Raw genomic sequence first — 20632 nt, forward strand, 5'->3', positions numbered from 1 at the left:
GTAGGTGATATGCTTAGTTATAGCAAAGGTACCGGTGAATACGAGAATTGGATTTTGGCGGAAGAAGATTTCGATCTTAAATATCAAAATAAATGTGAAAGCATTATGGCTTTGGGGAATGGATATTTAGGGTTAAGGTCATCCTTTGAGGAGCCCTATGTAGGTCAGATTAGGAATATGTTTGTTGCAGGTACGTATAATAAGGCAGATGTTAATGAAGTAACAGAACTTCCTAATGCTGCCGATGTGGTGGAAATGCAAATATATCTGAATTCAGAATTGTTTTCGTTGACTTATGGGAAAATACTTGAATATTCACGATATCTTAATCTTAAAGATGGAGAATTGGTAAGAGAAGTACTATGGGAAAGCCCCAAGGGCTTGAGATATAGATTATTATTTAGAAGATTTGTATCCCTTGATGATTTGCATTTTATAGGGATTAAAGTTTCTATTACCCCTATTGATGAGGATGCAATAGTAAAAATAAAAACTGGAATTAATGGGAAAATGACTAATTCGGGTGTGCAACATTTTAAAGATGGAGAAAAAAGAGTTTATGAGAAAGAATATCTCCAGCTTATCCAAACAACTACCGAATCCAATATCGACTTTGTTATAAACTGCTGTTGTTCTTGTTACTTAGAGAATAAAATGAATAGAATCTTCTATATACGGAAAGATTTTTTTCTTGAAAGGCGTAGTATTTTTGGACTGTACGAGTTTAAAGCTAAAAAAAATTTAACTATAAATTTTGAAAAGTTTGCTAATGTTTTTACTTCAAGAGATAAGGAGTACGCAGAAAAATATAACCTTCAGGAGATGAGACATGATTCCCTGGAGCACTTAAAGATTTGTTCTTTATTAAGCTATGATGAGCTTTTTGAGAAAAGCAAATCAAAATGGAGACAATATTGGAAAGATGTAGAAGTAAGGGTTGAAAGCAAAAACAGTGTTGATCAACTTGCTTTGCGGTTTGCGCAATATCATTTACTTATAATGACGCCCATGCATGATGAAAGGTTTAGTGTTGGAGCAAAAGGCTTAACTGGTGAGGGATATAAAGGGCATGTGTTCTGGGATACTGAACTGTTTATTTTGCCGTATTTTCAATATAATATGCCAAACATTGCAGGGCAACTACTAAAGTATAGGTATTTGACATTGGAAGGTGCTAGAAAAAAAGCTAAACAATACGGATATGAAGGGGCTATGTATCCTTGGGAAAGCGCTTATACAGGGGAAGAAGAAACGCCTGAATGGGCTGCAATAAATATTATAACTGGTGAGCCTACGAGGGTATGGTCAGGGATAAAAGAGCATCATATCACGGCCGATATTGCGTATGCGGTTTGGAACTACTATCTTTCTACAGACGATGTAGATTTTTTGAAAAAGTATGGAAGCGAGATAATTTTTGAATGCGCTTGGTTTTGGTGCAGCAGAGCAAAGTGGAACAGTAATAAGTCGAGATATGAAATACTGGATGTGATAGGGCCTGACGAATACACGGAACATGTGGATAACAATGCTTATACCAATTATATGGCGCACTACGTTATATCAATAGCACTGCGTTTATATGACCTATTACCTGAAATAGACAGAGAAACGTTTGAATTCTTAGACCGTAAATTAAATCTAAAAAAGAGGTACGACACTTATTTAGATGTATATAACAAACTATATCTACCCAAACCAAATGAAAACGGAATTATTCCACAGGATGACACCTTTTTATCTAAAAAGCAAATTGATATAGATAAATACAGAAATAGCGAAGCAAAGCAGAGTATATTATTAGATTATTCTCGGGATCAGGTTGTTAACATGCAGGTGTTAAAGCAAGCAGACGTCGTTATGCTTTTGTATGTATTAAAAAACCTATTCGATAAGGAGGTGATTGAAAAAAACTGGAAATATTATGAAGCTAGAACTATTCATGATTCATCGTTGAGTATGGCTATACACAGTATTGTTGCTACTTTTTTTGATGATATTCAGGCAGCATACGAGTGCTTTAAACAAGCGTCTATGATTGATATGGGACAAAATCCAAATTCGTCTGATAATGGAATACATGCAGCTTCTATGGGAGGCATTTGGCTTGCGGCTGTTATTGGATTTGGAGGTGTCTTTAATAATGAAGGCATATTGGAATTAAATCCCGCATTGCCATATGAATGGGAAGGATTAGAGTTTGACATAAAATTGAAGCTAAGGAAGATTCATATAAGTATCGATAGGGATAAGATTGAAATTACTTCAAAGGACGGTGGAATTACTGATATCATGGTTTATGGTGAAAAATATATTTTAGAAAAGAGGCTTGTTTTGCCTTATAGAAAAGAATCTCAACAAGGGTGTTCTCCTGATGTAAAAGCAGAGGATTATTTATCTTGATTTAAAAGATAAGATGTTAGGGATGAAATAATTTTATTGAAAAGTTTAAGGAGGCTTTTGATGACATTGATGGCATTAAGTAATGATTATTCCCCAAAATTAATGGAACTTCTTCAAGTGCTATATGGAGAAAAAAGCAGACGATTATATAAGTCGTTTGATGCCTTTATAAATATTTGGAAAAATAAGGCAAAAAATTACAGCTCTAAAGGTTGGGTTACTGAAAATGATGTTATGCTCATTACCTATGCAGATTCGATCAGAGATGAAGAAGAAAAACCTCTTGTAACATTGAATAAGTTTTTGAGTACTTATGCTGATGATGTTATAACAGCAGTCCATATACTTCCAATGTTTCCTTATACTTCTGATGATGGATTTTCGGTGGTAGATTATTACAAAGTAGACGATAAATTGGGCAGTTGGGATGATGTCAGGGAATTATCAAAGAAATTTGATTTGATGCTGGATGCCGTTATAAATCATGTTTCGAAATCCAGCAAATGGTTTCAAAGTTTCCTCAAATGTAAGGGTAAATATAAAAATTATTTTATTGTTGCAGACCCTAATGAAGATTATTCAACTGTTATAAGGCCAAGGGCATTGCCTTTACTGACGCCTTTTGAGACAGCTGAAGGCGTAAAATACCTTTGGACCACCTTCAGTGATGATCAAATAGATCTAAATTTTTCAAATCCCAATGTTTTATTGGAGGTTCTCAATGTCATTTTAACTTATGCTTATAACGGGGTAAGGTTTATAAGGCTGGATGCGGTGGGGTTTGTATGGAAAAAGCTGGGCACTACTTGCATGCATCTTAAAGAGACCCATGCGGTTGTAAAGTTAATAAGGTTGGTATTGGATGAAGTATTTCCAGGTACCATGATCATTACAGAGACCAATGTTCCGCACAAGGATAATATAAGCTACTTTGGTAACGGGTATGATGAGGCGCATCTGGTATATCAATTTCCCTTGCCTCCTTTGGTGCTTTTTTCCTTTATTACTGGTAATGCTGAAAAATTGAGCAAATGGGCTAAATCTTTAGAGAGTACGCCTCTTTCTGAATATACTACGTATTTTAATTTTTTAGCATCTCATGATGGAATAGGGCTTAGACCCGTTGAAGGGATTTTATCAGATGATGAAGTACAGATGATGGTCAATACTGTCATAAATCATGGAGGAAAAATAAGCTATAGGTTCAATAGTGATGGTTCCCAAAGTCCTTATGAGCTTAATATTACTTATATGGATGCGCTGACTGATCCAAAATCTAAAAATATGCAAGAAAGAGTCAATAAATTTATTGCGGCTCATGCCATACTGTTGTCATTAAGAGGAGTTCCAGGGATATATATTCACAGCTTATTAGGTTCGCAGAATTGGTATGATGGGGTAATAGAATCGGGTATAAATAGGAGAATAAATAGGGAAAAATTAAATTATAAGCTTGTGTGCCGAGAGATTGAACAGAGTAATACTCTTAGAAATTTGGTATTTAATGAACTTTCTAAACTTGTAAAAATCAGGAGAAGGCACCCCACCTTTTCGCCTAATGCCTCGCAGGAAGTTATATTTTTGGATGGTAGAATATTTTCGTTTGTAAGGTATAATAATAGGTCAAACGAGAAGATTTTAGTACTTGTAAATGTTTCAAGTGAAAGGGTCTCAATTCCTAATGATTTTAGAGGCATTGATATAATAAGTGACGAGAAGATTTACAATGAAACCATAGAGATGTTGCCATATCAGGCGAGATGGATTGTAATTGAATAATTATGGACCTGATTAAGTTTTGTGCAAACAGCTAAGGAGAGCAAGCATAAAGTAATCCCTGCCTTAGACAGAGGTGGGGATTGTCTATTTTTTTAAGCTTTTCACGCTGTAATACACACGCACAACAATATCCTGGTCATAGTTACCAAACCCTTTGCCATAAATGGTGACTCCTCCTATGTGTTTTGCGTCGTCCAGCACCGCGATGCGAAATGTCCACTGCTTCAAGGTGAGAGATAAGTCTTCAATGGTAACTTCCGATAGCTTTTCCCCGTCTATGAAGCTGCCTTTATCGTTTACGCGGATAACCTTCAGCAGGCCATACTGATTTATATTGTTGCTCCACCACGAAGGAGTATATATCCCCCTTTTGCCTCCAAAATCGCCGGGGCTAGTCCATTTTCCGATGTATACCCCGTTGATGAAGAAGGATATGTCCGATGGCCAATTGTTGTTAACGCCTGGGGCTTCGGAGCCCAGCTCTATTGAGATCTCCAGCTCTTCGGGTTGCTGATTGGGCAAAAGGTAATTCGGGATTTTGTATTCCACATACCCTTGCGTAAACCACAGGATTCTGGCGTTTACCCTTTCAGGGTCAAGAAAATAGCGGGGGTCGTCAAAATGGCCTATGACTTTTTCGTGGGTAGCCAATCCACAGGTGGGGGTCACCTTAAAATCGGTGTAGTGGCCCACAGGGATGGATATTTCGTGGTACTTCCTTTGGGGCTTTTGACCTGTTGGAAAAGATATTTCCAGCGAATCTATTGCAAGGCTGCACAGTTTTTGTATACCGCCCCTACAGGGAGTGATCTCGGCCTTTATGATGCCGGCTTTTTCAAGCTTTCTTATATGCATGGTCATGATTGCATTGCTGAGATTCAGCTTTTCGGCCAGCTCCTTTATATTCATTGGCTTTTGTGCCAGAAGGTTTATTATTCTCAGCCTTACGTTACTGGCCAGTGCTTCGTATACAGGCAGCCATCTTTCGGTGGTGTCTATTTTCATACAGGTACGGCGCATGAAGTTCCGTCACTTTGATCTTGTTGGGCTGGGAATGCGCCTTCTCCTCCTTTCTGTAGCTTGGCGTGTACTTTGGCACAGCTTTGCAATTAATAGTATTATAAACAACTTAATCCATACAGTAAAGCCTGTGTTTGCCGCCAAGAAGTTTGTCTCTGTCGCCGACAGCCCATTAATATTATAAGAACGCGTTTTGTATTGCTGTTGCTTTTTATAGTGTACGTATGTTTTTGTGTTTACACAATGTGTCGGGCACGCGTTATTTAAACCGATGTTGAGAGGCGTATTTGCAGTTATAACGCTTTAATAAACGTATATTTCATGTATGAGGCATATATTAAAAGTGTTCAAGAACATTTGATAAATAAAAAATTGACAGGTATTACATTGACGTCTTATAATGAATACAAACAATTGTATTAAGCATTTAATATAATCATTAAACACTTAAAAGGCGAGCAGGAGGGGATTTAAAATGGTCAAGATGATCTTGAATGCCGATGTCAAAAGGGGGAGAATAAACAAAAACATTTACGGGCATTTTGCCGAGCATCTTGGCAGGTGCATCTATGAAGGGTTCTGGGTAGGCAAGGATTCGCCCATTCCCAACACCGACGGCATACGCGATGATGTGGTTGAGGCCTTGAGGAAAGTGAAAGTGCCTGTGCTCAGATGGCCGGGAGGGTGTTTTGCCGATGAATACCACTGGCGGGACGGCATCGGCCCCTATGAGAGCCGACCCAAAACTATCAATACCCACTGGGGTGGGGTGGTGGAGAACAACCACTTTGGAACACACGAGTACTTCAGGCTGTGCGAATTGCTGGGTGCAGACGCGTATATCACCGGCAATGTGGGGAGCGGCACCGTCAGGGAGCTCCGCGAGTGGATCGAGTACATAACCTTTGACGGGGATTCTTGGCTGGCCAACTTAAGAAGGGCAAACGGCAGGGAAAAGCCCTGGAAACTGCCTTATGTTGGCATAGGGAACGAAAACTGGGGCTGTGGAGGGAACATGCGCCCTGAATACTATGCTGACCTGTTCCGCCAGTACGTCACTTATGTGCGTAATTTCAGCGGCAACAGGATATACAAGATTGCCTGCGGGCCCTCAGATGCCAACTACCATTGGACTGAGGTGTTGATGAGGGAAGCTGGACGCTATATGGATGGCCTGAGTCTGCATTATTACACCGTGCCGGGGACGTGGCAGAAGAAGGGATCGGCTACCCAGTTTGACGAGCGCGAATGGTTTGTCACCTTGAAGAAGACGCTGATTATGGATGAGCTTATTACCAAGCATTCCACCATTATGGACCGGTACGACCCCGAAAAGCGGGTAGGGCTTATTGTGGATGAGTGGGGCACATGGTATGACGTGGAGCCGGGTACCAATCCGGGGTTCTTGTATCAGCAGAATACCCTGCGGGATGCGCTGGTAGCGGGCATCAACCTCAACATATTCAACAACCATTGTGACAGGGTGCACATGGCCAACCTGGCTCAGACGGTAAACGTGCTTCAGGCCATGATTCTGACCGAAGGCGAAAAGATGATCGTCACTCCCACCTATCACGTATTCGATATGTACAAGGTCCATCAGGACGCTCAGCTTCTGTCTCTGGAGTTTACCAGCAGCCTGTACAGCTACGGAGACGAGAGCATTCCTCAGATAAGCGCTTCTGCTTCCGAGGACGACCAGGGCAGGGTCCATATATCGCTGTGCAATCTGGATCCCAGCTCGGTAGCCGATATACGCTGTGAGCTGAGGGGAACCAGCAGGACCAAGGTAAGCGGAACCATACTGACATCCTCTGAGATGAATGCCCACAATACCTTCGATGAACCCAATGCTGTCAAGCCGGTGGCCTTTAGCGATGCAACTCTGGTGGATAACGTGCTGGAGGTCAAGCTTCCATCCAAGTCGGTGGTAGTGCTGACTCTCGAATAGAAAGATACAGCCTAAGGGAATGCACTGTTCAGATGAATGAGATGAGTATTCTTAAGAGGTGCGATGCCATGGAAAACGGTGAATGCAAGGGATGCAGCGCTACCGTTAGGCTTTCACAGGAGGAGATAGATAAAATATTCGGCGAGACGCTGAAGGTAAAAAACGTCAAGCTGGTAACCCGGGAAGAGTATCGCAGCAGGCTTGAGATTTGCAGGCAGTGCCAGTATTTGGATTATGGTACCACGTGCAGGCTATGCGGCTGTTTGGTACAGATTAAAGCCAAGCTGGCTGGTGCGCGGTGTCCTTATCCATATCAGCCCAGATGGTGATAGTTTTAAGTAGCCCCTGAAGGGATTTCCCAGGGGCTTTTCTTTTTGGTTTTTGTACTTTTCAATATGAAAAGGAAAAGGGTGGAAATGGATGGAACAAGGTTATGATTTGATGCTGTGCAGATCGTACGGCCAATTTAATATGCCCGCTGTGTATTTTGGAGAGCAATCCTTAAAGAGGTTAAAATGCAGGATGTACAGCCATGTGTTTCAAGCAGGGGCGAGAATGGAATTTGATTGCTTAGCCTGTCCGGCATGCTCCACTAATTGTGAATTAAACGGGTTTTACAAATTTGAAAGATGTAAATTTTAAAATTGCAAAATTTTGAATAGTGCATGGATTAAATGTATCAGTCACACTTGACTTTTATATTGCATAATTCTATAATAATCCTTGTTATTCTAGCGTTGGGAGGATTGAAGGAAGTGGGAGTGATAGTTGCAAAATTCGGGGGGACGTCCCTTGCAAATGCCGCGCAGTTTTGTAAAGCGCAGAACATAATATTGAGCGATCCGCGAAGACGATATGTGGTGGTGTCTGCACCCGGGAAATGTCACAGCGGCGACACCAAAATAACCGATCTTCTATATACCTGTCACAAAAAGGCCAGTCAGGGTGAGAAGTTCGAAGACGTATTCGAGGTTATAGCGCAGCGTTACAGGGATATAATCAAGGGGCTAAACCTCGATCTGGATTTTGAGCCGTTGTTGAGTGATATCAAGGAGAGGATTGCAGCCGGAGCTTCCGCAGACTACGTTGCAAGCCGCGGCGAGTATTTGAACGGCATTATTATGGCAAGGCTACTGGGATATGACTTTGTCGATGCCGCAAATATCATATTCTTTGATCAAAATGGCATATTTGACAGCGAACGCACCAACGAGGCTGTAGCACGGCGCCTGAGCCAGCATGAACGAGCTGTCATCCCCGGGTTTTACGGTTCGATGCCAAATGGGGAAATAAAGACCTTCCCTCGAGGAGGTTCTGATATTACCGGAGCCATCATAGCGCGGGGCGTAAATGCCGAGGTATACGAGAATTGGACTGACGTTTCGGGGTTTTTGATGGCCGACCCGCGCATAGTTGAAAATCCTAAGCCCATTCGCAAGATCACCTATCGTGAGCTGCGAGAGCTGGCCTATATGGGAGCCAGCGTGCTTCACGAGGATTCGATATTTCCGGTCAAAAAGGCCGGCATTCCGGTACACATAAAGAACACCAATGCTCCCGAAGAGCCGGGGACTATAATAGTAAACGAGGCAGAGCCGGTTACCTGCACGGGGGGTATAACGGGTGTAGCCGGCCGGAAGGGGTTTACGGTGATTGCCATAGAGAAGACGCTGATGCATGTGGAGCTGGGGTTTGGACGGCGTCTGCTTTCCATCCTGGAATCTAACGGCATCTCCTTTGAACACATGCCATCGGGCATCGATACTATATCCCTGGTGATCGCCGACTCACAGCTGGATGGCAAGCTTGAAAAGGTGATTGAGGAGATCAAAGCACAGCTCCACCCCGATTCGGTAGAGGTTCATTCCAACATGGCGCTGATTGCCACCGTAGGTCGCGGTATGGCCCACACTCCTGGCATAGCGGCAAAGCTGTTTACGGCGCTGGGCAATGAAGGCATAAACGTTCGGATGATTGACCAGGGGTCCAGCGAGATCAACATAATCGTGGGGGTTGAGAATGAGGAGATGGAACGGGCGGTCAGGGCCATCTACTATGCTTTTGTGGATAGTTGCAAATGAAAAATTGCAAAAATTGCAGCTAGGCCTTTACAAATGAGCGTATTTTGATTATAATACTTGCAAATGGGGAATTTGATTGAAAGTCGGAAGGGAATAGTCCTATAACTCGGAGCAAAACGTGATGAAGGGGAGAAGTAGGTACCTTTGATGGCACAGCGAGTTGGGGATGGTGCGAGCCCAACCCACAACAAAGGTACTGAATATCACCCCGGAACGGCCGGCCGAAAAGTGTTGCCATGTGGCGGCACGTGAGTAGGCTGGGACGGGGCCCTACCGTTACAGAGGGAGCATATAGGGTAGTCCCTGTATGCGCATAAGAGGGTGCATGTATGCTGTGCGCCAAATCAGGTGGTACCGCGGAAGCCAAGCCTTTCGTCCTGGTAATGGATGAAAGGCTTTTATTTTTAAGCAAAAATTTTATTATATCCGCTGTTTTCGAGTGGAACTGGGCGTAAACCTTTTAAATGTGTATAAGTTGTGCTTGGTAACCCAGAAATACCTCGATTAGAGCCTAGCTTTTTACGGAAACGCTTTATTTAAAGCGTGTAAATTCTGAATGCGAGACTATATTGAGCTGATGGAGGGGACGGTATGTATCAGAAGGTTTCAACCAGCCTGGATTTTGCCCAGAGAGAACAGAAAATACTGGAATTCTGGAAGCAGAACCGCATATTTGAAAAGAGCATAAAGATTCGAGAAGGTGGCCCCACCTTTACGTTTTACGACGGGCCTCCTACGGCAAACGGCAAACCCCACATAGGGCACATATTGACTCGCGTGATAAAGGACATCATCCCCCGGTATAAGACCATGAAAGGGTACAAGGTGCTGCGTAAGGCCGGATGGGATACCCACGGTTTGCCGGTGGAGCTCGAGGTGGAGAAGGAACTGGGCATAAACGGCAAGCCCGAGATCGAGAAGTACGGTATTGAGCCGTTTATCAACAGGTGCAAGCAGAGCGTGTGGAAATACAAGCAGGAATGGGAGAAGATGAGCGAAAGGGTTGCCTACTGGGCCGACATGGAGAACCCTTACGTCACTTATTACAATGAATACATCGAGTCGGTGTGGTGGGCCCTTAAAAAGATATGGGAGAAAGGGCTGCTGTACAAGGGACACAAGGTGGTACCCTATTGCCCGCGCTGCGGCACTTCGCTGTCCAGCCATGAAGTAGCCCAAGGTTACAAGGAGGTCAAAGACCCATCCATTTACGTAAAATTTAAGGTGAAGGGTCAGGATAACACTTTCCTCATGGCATGGACGACCACCCCGTGGACGCTTCCATCCAACGTGGCGCTTACCGTCAACGGCAACGAAACCTATGTTAAGGTCAAGTGCGGGGACGAGATATACATCCTGGCCGAGACGCTGGCTCCCACCGTGCTCAAAGAGGAGTATGAAGTGCTGGAGCGCATGAAGGGTGCAGATCTGGTGGGCATGGAATACGAGCCGCTGTTTGACTTCGTCAAGGTGGACAGAAAGGCCTATTACGTCGTGGCCGACGATTTCGTAATGCTGACCGAGGGTACCGGCATCGTGCACACCGCTCCTGCTTTCGGCGAAGATGACGCCAAGGTGGGCAAGCAGTACAACCTGCCTTTTGTTCAGCTGGTGGACTCTGAAGGCAAGTTTGTGGATGCCGTCAAACCGTGGAAGGGAATGTTTGTCAAGGACGCCGACCCTGAGATAATAAAGCACCTGGAGCAGAGAAACCTGGTATACGCCGTGATGGAGTATGAGCACTCCTATCCTTTCTGCTGGCGGTGTGATACCCCTCTGCTGTACTATGCTAGGGATACCTGGTTTATCAAGATGACGGTAGTAAAGGAGCAGCTGCTCAAGAACAACCGCCAGATTAACTGGTTGCCAGAGCACATAAGGGATGGCCGGTTCGGCAATTTCCTGGAGAACGTGGTTGACTGGGGTTTGAGCCGCGAGCGATACTGGGGTACCCCGCTGCCCATATGGGAGTGTGAGTGCGGTTACCGCCATGTGGTGGGCAGCATAGCCGAGCTTAAGGAGATGGGCAAGGATGTACCCGATGATATCGAGCTTCACAAGCCATATATTGACCGCGTGTTCTTGAAGTGTCCTGTGTGCGGCAATGACAGGATGAAGAGGGTGCCTGAGGTCATAGACTGCTGGTTTGATTCGGGGTCTATGCCCTTTGCCCAGTGGCATTATCCTTTTGAGAACCAGGAACTTTTCAAGGAAAACTTCCCTGCCGACTTCATAAGCGAAGCCATTGACCAGACTCGAGGGTGGTTCTATACCCTGCTGGCAATTTCCACGCTGCTGTTCGACCAGCCGGCATATAAGAACGTGATAGTGCTTGGCCTGGTGCTGGATAAGGACGGGCAGAAGATGAGCAAGCACAAGGGTAACGTGGTGGACCCGTGGGTGGTGCTTGATCGCCAGGGGGCCGATGCAGTACGATGGTACTTCTATATAAGCAGCGCACCGTGGTTGCCCAGCCGCTTTTCGGAGGAAGCGGTAAGCGAGGCCCAGAGGAAGTTCATGGGCACCCTGTGGAACACGTACGCATTCTTCGTGCTGTATGCTAACATCGACCAGTTTGATCCCACCAAGTATGCGCTGGAATACGATAAGTTGTCGGTGATGGACAGGTGGATATTGTCCAGGCTGCACTCGCTTATAGCCGTGGTGGATGGCAACTTGAGCAACTACCGCATCACCGAGGCCGCAAGGGCCATACAGGATTTTGTGGATGATCTGAGCAACTGGTATGTCAGGAGGAGCCGTGAGCGCTTCTGGCAAAAAGGTATGCCGCAGGACAAGATAAATGCGTATATGACTTTGTACACTGTGTTGGTAGAGCTGGCTAAATTGGCGGCGCCTTTTGTGCCCTTCATTACAGAGGAGATATATTGCAACCTGGTAAAGAGCGTGCGAAGCGACGCTCCTGAGAGCGTGCACCTGTGCGATTATCCGCAGTCTGATCCAAAGTGGATCGACAAAGAACTGGAGCAGAACATGGACATGGTGCTCAAGCTGGTGAGCCTGGGGCGTGCCTGCCGCAATGCAGCCAACGTGAAGGTACGCCAGCCGCTTAAGGCGCTTTATGCAAAGCTGGGTAGCAGCCTGCCCGAGAGCTTCATCGAGCTGGTTAAGGATGAGCTCAACGTCAAAGAAGTGGTGTTAACCGATGATATCGATAGGTTCACTGTTGTGACCATCAAGCCGCAGCTTAAGACTGTGGGGCCCAAATACGGTAAGCTGGTGCCCAAGATTTCAGAGGCACTAAAGGCGGTGGATGGCAAGAAGGCGCTGGAGGACTTCGAGAACGGTAGGCCGCTTGTGCTGACGGTGGACGGTACGACGGTGGAACTTACCAGGGATGACGTGCTGATCGAGACCGGGCACATGGAGGGCTTGGTGGTGGAGAGCGAACACGATATAACGGTAGCTCTTGACACCAACCTTACGCCCGAGCTGATTGAAGAAGGTTTTGTGCGCGAGATCGTCAGCAAGGTGCAGAACATGAGGAAGGAAGCCGGCTTTGAGGTAACCGACAGGATTGTGCTGTATTATCGCGACAACGACAGGATTGCCGGAATAATTGAGCGCAACAAGGGGGCAATAGCCGAGGAGGTCCTGGCGCAGGAGATACTTGAGGGGAGCGCCGAGGGGTACACCAAGGAATGGAACATAAACGATGAAAGGGTAACGTTTACTGTTGTGAAGAAGTAGGGGAGATTTAGAAGGATGGGGTTTTTACCCCATCCTTTTTTGATTCGTTGTTTTTGATACTGCATTGTCGAAGGCGTATATAGACAAAATGTGATTGACAGAGAATTCATAATCTGCTATGGTCATAGTTAAGGTTTCAGGCCACGCAATTAAAGCAGTGTAATACTGATGAAGTATACGAGGCCGGTGTTTTATTATGTTGAAAAAAATTGCCAACCCCCTAAAGAAGCGATCTAAAGAGTTGAAAAAAGAGGTTGCAGCGCTCTACCTTGCATGTAAGAGAAAAGATGTTCCCTGGTATGTAAAGGCTGTTGTCACAGCTGTAGTTGCCTACGCTTTAAGCCCTGTTGACCTTATTCCAGACTTTATCCCTGTGTTGGGCTACTTAGACGATCTTATAATATTGCCTTTAAGCATACTGCTGGCGATAAAGCTTATACCAGCTGAAATTATGGCTGAGTGCCGCAGTCAAGCCGGTGACTTATTTAAAGATGAGAAAGTTTTAAAGGAGGGAGGAGATTAGCATGAAGTGGATAGACATAACCCTGCCCATGGAGGAAGGTCGCCCTAGTTGGCCGGGCGATACTCCGTTTACCCGTCGTGTAACTCGCGAGATAGGCAAAGGTTCTAATGCCAATGTATCCACCATTGAATGCAGTGCCCATTTTGGAACTCATCTGGATGCTCCCTATCATTTCATACCCGATGGCAAAAAGGTTGATGAGTTGGATTTGAATCTGCTCATTGGGCCCTGTCAGGTGGTGGAGGTACCAGCAAGGGGCGTATATGTAGACCTTGAAGCCCTTAAAAAGCTTGTGGTGCCGGGAGTCAAGAGGCTGCTCATCAAGACCACCAACTCGCGAATAATCAATGACAGGGAGTTTCACAGGGATTATGTTGGGCTGTCGGCAGAGGCAGGTCAGTGGCTGCTTGAGCAGGGCATAAGGCTCATCGGCCTGGACTATTTCTCGATAGGCGCCTACGGCGATACAAAGGATATACATACCGTATTTCTGAGGCGCAATGATACAATAGCCCTCGAAGGGATTGACCTATCGGGCGTGCAGCCAGGAATGTACTATTTGATATGCCTGCCCATGAAGATTGCAGGGGCGGACGGAGCGCCAGTAAGGGCGGTACTGGGCGTTGAGGATTGATCTTTTATAAGGGATTTGTGATAGGATGCGTTTTGGCGTTTGACAAATACTATGCTTTTGTGGTTCGTGGTGCTGGGCAAAATCCGGTTTCTTATGCGGGGTGTATGCCGGCATATATGTTGCCGTATTATGCCTGTGTGATCCCATAAAATTTCTTTTAACCATTTTTAGGAAATCCAAAGTACGAATTATAAAGGGATGAATTTATATAATTGTTGGTAAGCATGGGCAAATAATCCAAACGACTTCCATAAAGAATACTATGAAAAAGGAATACTAGAATACTATAAAAAATAAAAAAAGTTCACAGGAAACATCTATAAAAATTTTTTAAACAGCGCTATTATAAGTATCAAAGAGCTCCATACTATAAAAGTAATTGAAAGTATCTGCATACTAAAAGGAGTAGCAATAGTATGAAAGAGTACTTTGTGGATTTGCATGTCCATATCGGAAGGTCTTCGGATGGGAAAGTAGTCAAGCGCGGCACTGCCAACGACCTGACCTTTGCAAACATCGCCTATGAGGCGCGTTACCGCAAGGGCATAAATATCATAGGAGTGGTGGATTGCGTCTCACCCTGGATTATAAAGGATATAGAAGACCTGCTCAAAAAAGGCGAGCTGGAGGAACTGCCTGAGGGAGGCATGATATACCGGGATGACCTGGTCATACTCCTGGGCTCTGAGATTGAAACCCGGGAGAAAGGGGGCTGCCATGCCCATTCTGTGGTGTTTTTTCCCTACTTTTCGCAGGTCAAGGAGTTTTCGCGCATAATGGAGGACTACATACCCAATCTGGCAGAGAATTCTACTATGAGCAGGCTTTCGGGACAGCAGCTTTTCGATATAACGGATTCGCTGGGCGGGTTTTATATGCCGGCCCATGCCTTTACGCCTCACAAGAGCTTTTACGGCAATTGCACCCACAGCTTGCACACTGTTTTTGAGGAGAACTCCTTTGCCAAAATTTCTGCCATAGAGTTGGGGCTCAGCGCCGATACCTACATGGCCAGTTTGCTTTCTGAGCTGGACGGGAAGGCCTTTACCAGTAATTCGGATGCCCATTCGCTGATCAAGATGGGCAGGGAGTACAACGTCATGAGGCTTGCTGCTTTGAACTATGACGAGGTGTTGAAGGCGCTAAAAGGGCAGGACGGCAGAGGAATTGTAGCAAATTACGGCCTTGACCCTAAGCTGGGGAAGTACCACAGGACCTTTTGCCTGCAGTGCAAGGAGATTGCCGATCTACCGCCGCCCGTGCTCAAGTGCCCCAATGACCCTGACCACAGGGTGGTGGTGGGCGTCAGAGACCGAATAGAGGTTATCAAGGATCGCGATGACAGCCCGACTGATATGAAGGAGCAGTTTGCTAAAAGAGCCTCAAGTGCCAAGCGTCCACCCTATCATTATCAGGTGCCTCTTAATTTTTTGCCCGGGGTGGGGCCAAAGACCATAGATAGGCTTCTTGATGCCTTTGGTACCGAGATGAACATCATGCACAGGGTTGATCCGGAGGACCTGGCCAAGGTGGTCCCACAGTCCATCGTGGACCTGATAGTAAAAGGGCGCGAGGGACGCCTGGCCATAGCCCATGGAGGCGGGGGTATATACGGAAAGGTTTTGGGCTGATCTTGAGTTAGGTTTTTTGCATTGAAGGGGAGTGCTCTATGATATATATTGTGACCGCTTTACCATGTGAGGCCAGCCCCATTGTTAAAAAATATGATTTAAAGCGGGATAGCGCCTGCAGGCATTTTCCACTTTACCGGGGCGATGACATGTTTCTCATAGTGAGCGGCGTAGGCAAGATGGCTTCAGCAATAGCTACCGCTTACCTTATTGCTCAAAACGTAAAGCTTGACGGAGCTGGAGGGGAGGAAGGCCTGGCTATTATCAATATAGGGGTGTGCGGTACGCTCAATCAGCGATATCCAATCGGAACTCCGCTGCTCATTCACAAGGTCATAGACCATGAGACCGGGAAGCAATATTTCCCTGATATTCTAATAGAACATCCTTTTGAAGAGGGAAGCATTGAGACGCATAACGATGTGGTAAGGCGGGAGGACGTTTTAAGCGGACGAGTGGAATTGCAGGCTGATTTGGTGGACATGGAAGCATCGGGCTTTTTTCAGGCCGCATCCCGCTTTTTGGCCCTGCACCAAATATATGTCATAAAGGTGGTGGGGGATTACCTGGATGTGGTGGATTTTGACAGACAGCGTGTGGCTCAATGCGTATCGGGGGTGATGGATGCGCTAGATGGGTTTATAAAACAGGTTGAAGGGTTATGCAGGGTGGAAGGCGATGTGCTCACCCAGGATGAGCGCCTGCAGCTGGAAAGAGTTAAAGAAAGCCTGCGCCTTACTGTGACGCAGAGCCATCAGTTGATGGACATGGCCAGGAGGTATAAGCTCAGGACCGGCAGGCCGCTACCTGACCTTTCAGAGTTTATTCAAACCAGGGTCAAGGTCAAGGCTGAGGGGAGGAAGGCGATTGAGAGAATCAGAAAGCTGTTCCTTTATGAGTAAATTTTCCCACATATATATAGAGGAACGAGCTGCAGCTTATCCTGTGGCACAGCACGTCTTGAGCCGTTTTCCCGGATCTATAAGGGTGATGATACGGCACTACAAGGATGTCTTCAACAGGCCCCATCAGGATTTCCGACGTCAAAAGGCTTCCACAAAGCTGATCCTAGCTGTGAAGCAGGAGCCTTTTTTGTATCCTGGCCCTGAAGTATGCGAGGATTTTGGCAACCAAAACTTTTACTACACATCGCCAGTTTTGAACTGTATCTATGACTGCGATTACTGCTATCTGCAGGGGCTTTACCCTTCAGCCAATATTGTAATTTTCGTAAACATAGAAGATTTCTGCAAGGCCGTGGACAGACAGCTTGAGAGCGGGCCCTTGTACCTTTGCCCTTCTTATGACACCGACTTGCTGGCTCTGGAAGGGATTGTTCCCTATGCCTCCCGCTGGATAGAGTTTGCGGGTACCAGGCAGGGCCTGCGCATCGAGCTGAGAACCAGGAGTGCCAACTACAGCGCCATTGCCGATCTGAACCCGGTAGAACAGGTGATACTGGCATGGTCGCTGTCGCCTCATGAGGTTGCGCGGCGCTATGAGAGACTGGCTCCTTCCCTTAAGGCCAGGCTGACGGCCATAAGGGCTGCCCTGCAGGACGGATGGCAGGTGCGGCTGTGCTTTGAACCATTGATCAAGGTACACAACTGGCAGCAGGTATATCGTGAGTTTTTGGATGAGGTTTTCAGCATAATCCCGGCGGAAAGGGTTTTTGATACCAACATAGGAGTTTTTCGCATGAGCAAGGAGCAGTTCAAGAGGATCAGCAGGCTGAGGAGCGATACAGATGTGTTTGCTTTCCCCACGGTATGCCGTGAGGGAGGGGTTGTGACGTATGAGGACGAAAAGGAGATCAGGGGCTTTTTTTACCAGAACCTTAATAGGTATTTGCCAGAGGAAAAGATATATGGATGAGAGATGTATGTGTAATATAGCACGTATAGCACAGGCTATTCAGCGAGCATTCTGCAAATTAAGTTTGCTGCAAAACCAAATTTAAATGTTTGCTGTAGCAGGAATTTCGACTGTTTGTGAAGAATGTCATATTATTGTAAAAAGTCATATTTAGCCTCCAAAAAGCAAATACCAAAAATTCAGAAAGGAGAGTGGGTCAGCTATGCCCGTTACAGTTAAAGAGGTCAATTACGGGGAGTTTGGCAAATGTGTTGAGATTTCCAATGGAACGGTTGATCTGTTGGTCACGGTCGATGTGGGGCCTAGGATCATAAGGTTTGGCTTTGTAGGCAGAGAGAATGAGCTGTGCGAGGCACCCCAGGCTTCACAGCCGGTGATGGAGCCCGTAGGAGGGGTATGGAAGATAAAGGGTGGGCACAGGCTGTGGCACAGCCCCGAGAACAACCCCCGTACCTATGTACCCGACGACCAGCCTGTGGAGTGGCAAGAGGTTGAAAACGGCATAAAGGTCAAGCAGAAGGTGGAGCCATGGGTGCAGATCGAGAAGGAGATGGAGATTACTCTGGCATCCTGCTGCGACAGGGTACGGATAGTCCATCGCCTGACAAACAGGAATGCATGGCCTGTGGAGTTTGCCGCATGGGCCTTGACCGTCATGGCACCCGGTGGCAAGGAGGTTGTACCCCAACCTCAGAGGGATACCGGCCTTCTGGGCAATCGTGTGCTTGCGCTGTGGCCGTATTCCAAAATGAACGACCACAGAGTATACTGGGGAGACAAGTATATCGTGCTGCAGCAGGACCCCAATACCAAACATCCCTTCAAGTTTGGTATAAACAATGAAGATGGATGGGCGGCCTATTTCAATCACGGCAATCTGTTTATCAAGCGGTTTGTGCATCAGATGGGCAGAAAGTATCCCGATTTCGGGGTTTCGTACGAGACCTACACCACTGATTTCATGCTTGAGATGGAGACGCTTTCGCCCATGACCCTTGTCGAGCCTGGAGATACGCTGTCCCATGTGGAGGAATGGGAGCTCATCGGCGATGTGGAGATGCCTTCTAATGACGAACGCGAAATCGATGAAGTGGTAAAGAAATACATAGTGTGCTGCTGTGGCTGCTGCGAATAAGCCATGGGATTGTCTGTTAAATGAGCGGGTTTGCTTTCTACAATAAGCCCGCTTTCTCTTTTTTGGTGTCTAAAAAATTTTGTTTGAATTTTTGACAGGTGTGTGCTATTCTATTCGAGTGAAGTTTACAAATTTTGAACTGGTATGGAGGTGGTAGAATGGACGCCGGCCCTAGTAATTTGCCTAAAAGTATAAATGAAATAGGGTATAGAGGGGGTGTGCGTTCTACTGCCTCTGTTTTCCATTTAATAAAAATTTAAACATGTTTTGGCATTAAAAGCTCTTTACAATTGTCTGAGCCATACATTACCTAATAAGGCTATATGGTTTTGAGAGCAATACGAATAATAAGTTTATGAAGCCGGTTTGTAAATGGAAAACACGGGGCAGTAGATGGGGTAGAGATAGTGCGGTGTTTTGATGCAAACGGATTTCTCGACTCTATTATGCTTTCAAAATCATATAGCGCAAAGGAGGTAATGGTATGGCTATCGATGACATCAAGCAGCTGCTGAAGGAAAAGAGATACGCTGAGCTGAAAGAAAAGATAAAGGATATGCAGATACAAGATATAGCAGAGATTGTCGATGAGCTTGATACCAAAAACGCCATTATTCTATTCAGGCTGTTGCCCAAAGAGATAGCGGCCGATGTTTTTTCATACCTCTCTTCCGAACGGCAAAGCGAAATATCCATGATGATAGATGAAAACGAGCTTAACGAAATTGTAAGCGACCTGTTCTTCGATGATAAGATCGATTTCCTGGAAGAGATGCCGGCCAACGTTGTCAAGAGAATATTGAGAAATACCTCTGAGGCCGAGCGCAAGTTGATCAACCAGTTTTTGCAGTATCCGGAATATTCAGCTGGCAGCCTGATGACCATTGAGTTCGTTGACCTCAAAAAAGAGATGACGGTGGCCGAGGCTCTGGAGAAAATTCGCAGGGTTGGCCGGGACAGGGAGATAATTTATACCTGTTATGTCACCGATGCTCGGCGCAAGCTGGAAGGCATCGTCTCTTTAAAAGACTTGGTTTTGGCTTCTCCCGATACCAAGGTCGAGGATATAATGAAGAAAGACGTCATATATGTTGATACCTATGATGACCAGGAAGAAGTTGCTGATGTGTTCAAAAAATATGACCTTCTGGCTGTGCCGGTGGTGGACCAGGAGAAAAGGCTTGTGGGTATAATAACCATAGATGATATCGTCGACGTCATTGAAGAGGAAAATACCGAGGATATTCAGCGCATGGCTGCTATTCAGCCCACCGAAGAGGAGTACCTGGATGCCACTCCTTTTATGATTGCGAGGAAAAGGCTATTATGGTTGCTCATATTGATGATATCGGCTACCGTAAGCGGATATATCATACGGAAGTATCAAGTTGCTCTTGAAGCGGTAGTGGCTTTGGCGGCTTTTATACCCATGCTTATGGATACCGCAGGGAATGCCGGATCGCAGGCCTCGGTTACGGTGATACGAAGCCTTGTACTGGGAGAACTGGGGTTTAGAGATGTATTCAAGGTTATATGGAAGGAAGCTCAAGTGGGGGTGTTGGTCGGTGTAGCGCTGGCTTTGGTTAACTTCATCAGGGTGTATTTTGTTGAAGGCTATGTTTTTGGCATTGCAATTACCATATCCCTTAGTTTAATATTTACGGTGATAATTGCTAAAATTATTGGTGGGACGCTGCCGATGATTGCTAAAAGGATTGGACTTGACCCCGCTATTATGGCCAGTCCACTGATTACTACCATTGCAGATGCCATTTCGCTGACTATATATTTTTCATTGGCGGTTTGGATACTGCATATTAGTATTTAATGAACTGAAGGGCGAGAATATAATCTTGAGTACATCTGCTTGAGGATGCCCTCAATTTATT

The 20632-nt window shown here is 45.7% G+C and carries 14 protein-coding genes and 1 other annotated feature; of the genes, 13 read left to right on the forward strand and 1 reads right to left on the reverse strand.

Annotated features, from left to right (window positions below):
• The first annotated feature begins 9 nt into the window (after positions 1–9).
• Positions 10–2403: a glycoside hydrolase family 65 protein gene (locus tag KVG29_RS04290; protein WP_252226842.1), complete on the forward strand. Its 2394-nt coding sequence runs from the start codon at positions 10–12 to the stop codon at positions 2401–2403.
• Positions 2404–2463: 60 nt separating this feature from the next.
• Complete coding sequence (locus KVG29_RS04295; RefSeq protein ID WP_252226844.1) at positions 2464–4182, forward strand: sugar phosphorylase; 1719 nt, start codon at positions 2464–2466, stop codon at positions 4180–4182.
• A gap of 84 nt (positions 4183–4266) precedes the next feature.
• On the opposite strand, the gene KVG29_RS04300 is transcribed toward KVG29_RS04295, so the two are convergent.
• A complete protein-coding gene (locus tag KVG29_RS04300; protein ID WP_252226845.1) occupies positions 4267–5187 on the reverse strand; it encodes an ArsR/SmtB family transcription factor in 921 nt (306 codons plus the stop codon).
• A 490-nt stretch (positions 5188–5677) separates the two neighbouring features.
• Between KVG29_RS04300 and KVG29_RS04305 the strand changes: the two genes are divergently transcribed.
• From KVG29_RS04305 to mgtE, 11 genes are all read left to right on the forward strand, one after another.
• Complete coding sequence (locus tag KVG29_RS04305) at positions 5678–7153, forward strand: alpha-N-arabinofuranosidase (RefSeq protein ID WP_252226847.1); 1476 nt, start codon at positions 5678–5680, stop codon at positions 7151–7153.
• A 32-nt stretch (positions 7154–7185) separates the two neighbouring features.
• Complete coding sequence (locus tag KVG29_RS04310) at positions 7186–7482, forward strand: DUF6171 family protein (protein ID WP_252226848.1); 297 nt, start codon at positions 7186–7188, stop codon at positions 7480–7482.
• A 426-nt stretch (positions 7483–7908) separates the two neighbouring features.
• Complete coding sequence (locus KVG29_RS04315; protein ID WP_252226849.1) at positions 7909–9234, forward strand: aspartate kinase; 1326 nt, start codon at positions 7909–7911, stop codon at positions 9232–9234.
• A 112-nt stretch (positions 9235–9346) separates the two neighbouring features.
• Positions 9347–9617, forward strand: a binding site (T-box leader).
• Positions 9618–9825: 208 nt separating this feature from the next.
• Positions 9826–12945, forward strand: a complete 3120-nt coding sequence (gene ileS, locus KVG29_RS04320; protein ID WP_252226850.1) for an isoleucine--tRNA ligase — start codon at positions 9826–9828, stop codon at positions 12943–12945.
• 196 nt (positions 12946–13141) lie between these two features.
• Positions 13142–13468: a YkvA family protein gene (locus tag KVG29_RS04325; RefSeq protein WP_252226852.1), complete on the forward strand. Its 327-nt coding sequence runs from the start codon at positions 13142–13144 to the stop codon at positions 13466–13468.
• 1 nt (position 13469) lies between these two features.
• Positions 13470–14102, forward strand: a complete 633-nt coding sequence (locus tag KVG29_RS04330; RefSeq protein WP_252226854.1) for a cyclase family protein — start codon at positions 13470–13472, stop codon at positions 14100–14102.
• Positions 14103–14518: 416 nt separating this feature from the next.
• Complete coding sequence (locus tag KVG29_RS04335; RefSeq protein ID WP_252226856.1) at positions 14519–15733, forward strand: endonuclease Q family protein; 1215 nt, start codon at positions 14519–14521, stop codon at positions 15731–15733.
• A gap of 38 nt (positions 15734–15771) precedes the next feature.
• Positions 15772–16635: a 5'-methylthioadenosine/S-adenosylhomocysteine nucleosidase family protein gene (locus KVG29_RS04340; RefSeq protein ID WP_252226858.1), complete on the forward strand. Its 864-nt coding sequence runs from the start codon at positions 15772–15774 to the stop codon at positions 16633–16635.
• Complete coding sequence (locus KVG29_RS04345) at positions 16601–17608, forward strand: SPL family radical SAM protein (protein ID WP_252226860.1); 1008 nt, start codon at positions 16601–16603, stop codon at positions 17606–17608. The genes KVG29_RS04340 and KVG29_RS04345 overlap by 35 nt, the downstream gene beginning before the upstream one ends.
• A gap of 202 nt (positions 17609–17810) precedes the next feature.
• Positions 17811–18743, forward strand: a complete 933-nt coding sequence (locus KVG29_RS04350) for a DUF4380 domain-containing protein (RefSeq protein WP_252226862.1) — start codon at positions 17811–17813, stop codon at positions 18741–18743.
• A gap of 484 nt (positions 18744–19227) precedes the next feature.
• Positions 19228–20571 carry a magnesium transporter gene (gene mgtE / locus KVG29_RS04355; protein ID WP_276576386.1) on the forward strand — a complete coding sequence of 448 codons (1344 nt, stop codon included), beginning with the start codon at positions 19228–19230 and terminating at the stop codon, positions 20569–20571.
• Positions 20572–20632: the final 61 nt, after the last annotated feature.

Source organism: Caldicoprobacter algeriensis, from assembly GCF_023838525.1.
Classification (GTDB): domain Bacteria; phylum Bacillota; class Clostridia; order Caldicoprobacterales; family Caldicoprobacteraceae; genus Caldicoprobacter; species Caldicoprobacter algeriensis.

Excerpts from the sequence above, each read along its gene's own strand:
- KVG29_RS04335 (WP_252226856.1), top strand. The coding sequence starts at position 14,519 with ATGAAAGAGTACTTTGTGGATTTGCATGTCCATATCGGAAGGTCTTCG.
- ileS (WP_252226850.1), top strand. The coding sequence starts at position 9,826 with ATGTATCAGAAGGTTTCAACCAGCCTGGATTTTGCCCAGAGAGAACAG.
- KVG29_RS04330 (WP_252226854.1), top strand. The coding sequence starts at position 13,470 with ATGAAGTGGATAGACATAACCCTGCCCATGGAGGAAGGTCGCCCTAGT.
- KVG29_RS04310 (WP_252226848.1), top strand. The coding sequence starts at position 7,186 with ATGAATGAGATGAGTATTCTTAAGAGGTGCGATGCCATGGAAAACGGT.
- KVG29_RS04305 (WP_252226847.1), top strand. The coding sequence starts at position 5,678 with ATGGTCAAGATGATCTTGAATGCCGATGTCAAAAGGGGGAGAATAAAC.
- KVG29_RS04295 (WP_252226844.1), top strand. The coding sequence starts at position 2,464 with ATGACATTGATGGCATTAAGTAATGATTATTCCCCAAAATTAATGGAA.
- KVG29_RS04300 (WP_252226845.1), bottom strand. The coding sequence starts at position 5,187 with ATGAAAATAGACACCACCGAAAGATGGCTGCCTGTATACGAAGCACTG.
- KVG29_RS04325 (WP_252226852.1), top strand. The coding sequence starts at position 13,142 with ATGTTGAAAAAAATTGCCAACCCCCTAAAGAAGCGATCTAAAGAGTTG.
- KVG29_RS04340 (WP_252226858.1), top strand. The coding sequence starts at position 15,772 with ATGATATATATTGTGACCGCTTTACCATGTGAGGCCAGCCCCATTGTT.
- KVG29_RS04350 (WP_252226862.1), top strand. The coding sequence starts at position 17,811 with ATGCCCGTTACAGTTAAAGAGGTCAATTACGGGGAGTTTGGCAAATGT.
- KVG29_RS04290 (WP_252226842.1), top strand. The coding sequence starts at position 10 with ATGCTTAGTTATAGCAAAGGTACCGGTGAATACGAGAATTGGATTTTG.
- mgtE (WP_276576386.1), top strand. The coding sequence starts at position 19,228 with ATGGCTATCGATGACATCAAGCAGCTGCTGAAGGAAAAGAGATACGCT.